Origin of the sequence: Caballeronia terrestris, from assembly GCF_001544515.1 — a bacterium.
GTDB lineage: Bacteria > Pseudomonadota > Gammaproteobacteria > Burkholderiales > Burkholderiaceae > Caballeronia > Caballeronia terrestris.
Genome location: NZ_FCOL02000211.1, coordinates 1 through 3311, shown reverse-complemented (window position 1 = coordinate 3311; position 3311 = coordinate 1). Strand labels below are relative to the sequence as shown.

The 3311-nt window shown below is 51.2% G+C and carries 4 protein-coding genes; 1 reads left to right on the top strand and 3 read right to left on the bottom strand.

From position 1 onward, the window contains the following. The 3 genes from AWB67_RS35390 to AWB67_RS35385 form a co-directional block, all read right to left on the bottom strand. On the bottom strand, positions 1–397 hold a 397-nt coding region (locus tag AWB67_RS35390; protein ID WP_235025543.1), incomplete at its 3' end, for a replication initiation protein. Between the two features lie 766 nt (positions 398–1163). Beyond that, positions 1164–1511: a stability/partitioning determinant gene (locus tag AWB67_RS40215; protein ID WP_125477828.1), complete on the bottom strand. Its 348-nt coding sequence runs from the start codon at positions 1509–1511 to the stop codon at positions 1164–1166. Next, positions 1508–2203 carry a ParA family protein gene (locus AWB67_RS35385; protein WP_087660551.1) on the bottom strand — a complete coding sequence of 232 codons (696 nt, stop codon included), beginning with the start codon at positions 2201–2203 and terminating at the stop codon, positions 1508–1510. The genes AWB67_RS40215 and AWB67_RS35385 overlap by 4 nt, the downstream gene beginning before the upstream one ends. 718 nt (positions 2204–2921) lie before the next feature. On the opposite strand from AWB67_RS35385, the gene AWB67_RS35380 reads away from it, so the two are divergent. Continuing rightward, a complete protein-coding gene (locus AWB67_RS35380; protein ID WP_087660550.1) occupies positions 2922–3125 on the top strand; it encodes a cold-shock protein in 204 nt (67 codons plus the stop codon). Positions 3126–3311: the final 186 nt, after the last annotated feature.

Here is a 3311-nt window from a genome sequence, read left to right as displayed (position 1 = left end):
GTGTGTAGATATCGGGATTCGCGAGTTTCCTGGCTAGCCAATCGCTGTACTCGTATGAGCACACCCCGTTTCTGATGCCGGCATGCGAAAGCAATGGCGAAGCGGCCCATTCCGACTTTCCTCCTTCGTGCAGCAAATCAAACGAGATCGGCGTCGACATGATTTTGAGAAGTGCTTTCTTGAGCGCGTCAGTGTTCTTACTGTCAAAACCCAGCATCGTGCAAAGGATGCCGACAGGCAAAGAATGGGTTTTGCTGGTTAGCAACTCGTCGAAAGCGTTTAACAAAAGGACGTTTACGATTTTCCGCTCGAGCAGTGAAAGCTCACCGCTCACATGCACGGTAGCCACATGTTTTCGTAGTTCGCTCGCCTGAGGCTGGGGTCTGACGTTAGGCATGCGCCGCTCCATTAAGCGGACGATTGTAAGTACTGGGAGTCAGGTCATCAAGAGAAAGAACATGACCTTTTGACAAACGTTTTTGCCTTGCCCCATAAACCATGACCTTTAAGGTGGTCCCTCTAGGGACGGGCGACTATCAAAGCCCGTTTTGTGGGCTCCCCATAAACCATGACCTTTGTTAACCAGATCACCCCATAAACCCTGACTTTTGTTGTTGGGTGGAACACTGGATTTTTAAGTGCCATATGCCGATGATGAGCGGAATGACGGGGAATCGGCTCCAGTCGGTGCTTGGCTCGTAAGTGTGCTTGGGGCCAATTCCCCATAAACCCTGACTTCTCCGCTTACTGGGTGGCTGGGAGGGGTGGGCTATCCAGCCGGCGGCCCCACAAAGGGTGACCTTTCGCCCCATAAACCCTGACTTTTAGAGCCGTATGTTGACGATGCAGCGAATAAAGGTTTACGAATCAGTTGTTTACAAGCCATGGTTGGCAAATGTCATCGTGCCCCATAAACCCTGACCTTTCCCCATAAACCCTAACCTTTATCGACGGTTTTACCCATAAACCCTGACTTTACACCCCATAAACCCTGACCTATCCGCCGGGAAAGCCTTATGGGGCAAGGGTTTCGTGAACGCAAAGGTTTTAAAGTTGTTGTTCTTTAAAAAAACAACAACACCCACTGGTGGTGTTTTTTAGAGACGTAAAACCTACAACACACCTCAAATGCTAAAGCTACCTAGTAGCTACCAGCTAGCAAATCAGCGCTTTTCTTTCAAGCTGGTATCGAGTGCGTGCAGGGCTCGCTCCAACACTTCGCCAAAAGGCACGTTCAGTTTGTCAGCGAGCGTGTTCAACATGGCGATCGTCTCTGCTTTCGCTTTGATGTTGATCTGCTGATTCCGGCCAGTCACATATCTCCGTTGGGTTCGCGTTTGCGCAGGCAAAGTAGGAGGAGGCGCCTTCTTTGATGGTTGTCGGCTGGGAAAGCCACTCTTTCGCGATATCTCGTCAATTACATCGGATGCGATGGGTTTCGAAGGTTCGACTGCCGAGCGAGGCGCGAAGTCGCTCAGGTCATCAATGTCGAGGGGGTTGGCGCGGCTCATGCCTCAACCTCCTCGGTTTTCAAGCTCTCCCTGCTTTTACGGAGGGTTGCAATCACCTCGGCTGCGAATGCTTCGGCATTGGCGATCGCTTTGTCCAGATTCGACACTTCGCGAGGATCGAGATCTGCGAGTGGCGCGCCAAACGAGAACATTGCCCGGAACGCCTCCCGCTCGTTCAAGGAGGTTTCGAAGACGTTGATACCTGCTTCGACGAAGGCCGTGTTGATGTGCGTCATTGTTCGAGTCCGGATGATGGGGCTGGTCCGAGTGAGAAGCACACCATAGGGGACAGGTCGCCGCGACATTTTTTCTTGTTGTTTGATGACATGCAGGGCGCGCGCTGCTTGTTTCGAATCCAGCTGAGAGCCTTGCGTCGGGATGATAACGAGGTCGGCCTGACTAATGGCCAGCAAGACGATTTTGGCTGCCGTACCTTCTAAATCCACGATCACGAACGGCGTTTGAGAAGCCGCCTCTTCGATCCGCTCGATCATGTTTTCTTCGTCGGCATCGGTGGTCACCTGGAGTCGATTCAGAGATTTCTGACCTGCGGCCCACGTTTTGATGGGATGGTTGGGATCTGCGTCGATGACTGTGACGTCGGTCTTTCTGGCAAGTTGCTCGGCCAGTATGAGCGCGGACGTTGTTTTTCCAGCGCCGCCCTTGGGGCTGACAAATACGATTGTGGGCATAGTGAGTCCGTTTTGGTTCCGTTTTGTAGGTATCAGATAGCTACCGGGTAGCTATCTGATAGTTATCCGGTAGCTATAAGTCGGCTGGTTCCAATGGCTTGGCTAACGGCTAGCTACCAGATCGCTACTTAGTACCAAGAGGATAACAAGATAGTAGCCAACTTCAAGTGAAATCTAGATGGATACCAGATAGCTACCATTGAAATCGGATTTCTAATGGAGCGACTAACAAGGAACTAGCTAAATAGCTATTAGCTAACTAGTGGGTATCGGATAGCTATCTAATAGGTAGCTATGTGGGCAACTAGGAGGTAGCTTGCACAGGGTAACCGTGAGGCAGCGACTATCTATTCGCTAGCCTGTGTGTGCACTAAGGGGGTGCAGCAGCGACATCTGGTTATCCGTAGCTAGCTGGGAGCTACTTGAATTGATAGTGCTTGTTTGTTTCGTAGACAATTCGACTGTTATGCAACTAACTGTCATAGTCATAAAAACCAACCTTCGTTCATGATCGTCGCACCGCGAGGTACGTTTAGCTTCCACATACGGTTGGGGGCATAAGCGCTATCGGATAGCTATCCGATAGCAACAAATTGATGCCTATCGTTCAAACAAAACCCTGACAGAGGTTGCCGCCGATCCATCCACGGTTCAATATGAGCGTCCCAGCGCGATTGGGGGCAATCGCCAATTAACGGTAACTTAGGTACAAAACAACATGGCAACTGGCACGGTTAAGTGGTTCAACGATGCAAAAGGTTTCGGCTTTATCACCCCCGACGGCGGCGGTGACGATCTGTTCGCCCATTTCTCGGAAATTCGCACGGAGGGCTTCAAGACGCTCGCGGAAGGGCAGAAGGTGACCTACGACGAGAAGATGGGGCCAAAGGGCAAACAGGCGTCCAACATCAAACCGGCGTAAGCCGTTGCGCCACGGCGATTGAGAGGTTGTCGTGGCGCTTATGACCTCGCTGGTCAGCGAAAGTACGCGCGTAGCAGGCAAAAGGGTCGCAAAAATCACTCTGGCATTCTCTGCTAATTATCATTAGCAGAGAATGATTTAATGCGTAAAATACCCGGAAAGCGCATTACGTGACGGCTAGACGAG

Bases quoted from the DNA above. Each gene is read 5' to 3' on its own strand.
- AWB67_RS40215 (WP_125477828.1), bottom strand. From the start codon at position 1,511: ATGAGCCGCGCCAACCCCCTCGACATTGATGACCTGAGCGACTTCGCG.
- AWB67_RS35385 (WP_087660551.1), bottom strand. From the start codon at position 2,203: ATGCCCACAATCGTATTTGTCAGCCCCAAGGGCGGCGCTGGAAAAACA.
- AWB67_RS35380 (WP_087660550.1), top strand. From the start codon at position 2,922: ATGGCAACTGGCACGGTTAAGTGGTTCAACGATGCAAAAGGTTTCGGC.